General features: G+C 37.4%; 1 protein-coding gene. It reads left to right on the top strand.

Features of this window, described 5'->3' with window-relative positions:
• The first annotated feature begins 155 nt into the window (after nucleotides 1-155).
• A complete protein-coding gene (tnpA, locus tag GMB86_RS15310) occupies nucleotides 156-614 on the top strand; it encodes an IS200/IS605 family transposase (RefSeq protein ID WP_155221406.1) in 459 nt (152 codons plus the stop codon).
• Nucleotides 615-757 lie beyond the last annotated feature (143 nt).

The following is a 757-nucleotide window of genomic DNA, read 5'->3' as shown; positions in this document are numbered from 1 at the left end:
ATTAGTGACTTTAGTCAGTTGAGTACGTGAAACGTGCGAAACAATAAACCACCTGCTATGCGGGTGGGGACCAAAATGTTATACAAAAAAGCTCTTCCTTTCGCTAGAATATAGTTGTTCAGGCTATATTGCTAAAAAGAAAGGAAGAGCTGTTAATGGCTAATAAAACAAATAGTTTAGCCCACACAAAATGGATGTGTAAGTACCATATTGTATTTACTCCAAAGTATAGACGAAAAATAATTTACAATCAATACAGAGCAAGTATTCAAGAAATTATCAAGCAACTATGTAGGTATAAAGGAGTCGAAATACTCGAAGGACATATGATGCCAGATCACGTGCACCTACTTTTAAGTATTCCACCAAAAATGAGTGTATCTAGCTTTATGGGATATTTAAAAGGAAAAAGTGCCTTAATGATTTTCGACAAACATGCGAATTTAAAATATAAGTTCGGAAATCGGCATTTTTGGGCAGAGGGTTATTACGTGAGTACGGTAGGATTAAATGAAGCAACGATCAAGAAATACATTCAAGATCAGGAGAAACATGATATAGCACTTGATAAATTAAGTGTACGGGAATATGAAGACCCCTTTAGAGGTCGCTGAGTAATACAAACACCCTTTTAAGGGTAAGCAAAAGAGGCAAAGGCAATATGGCTTGAACACAAGTGAAAGCCAGCGCCTTTAGACGCTGGCCGGTAATTAAGGCTTATAGCCTTAGAGCAAACCACCCTTTGGAAGGGTGGTTA

This window comes from Terrilactibacillus tamarindi, from assembly GCF_009718825.1.
Taxonomy (GTDB): Bacteria; Bacillota; Bacilli; order Bacillales; family Sporolactobacillaceae; genus Terrilactibacillus; species Terrilactibacillus tamarindi.
The sequence above is the reverse complement of the archived record's forward strand: the minus strand, read 5'-3'. Positions and strand labels throughout refer to the sequence as shown.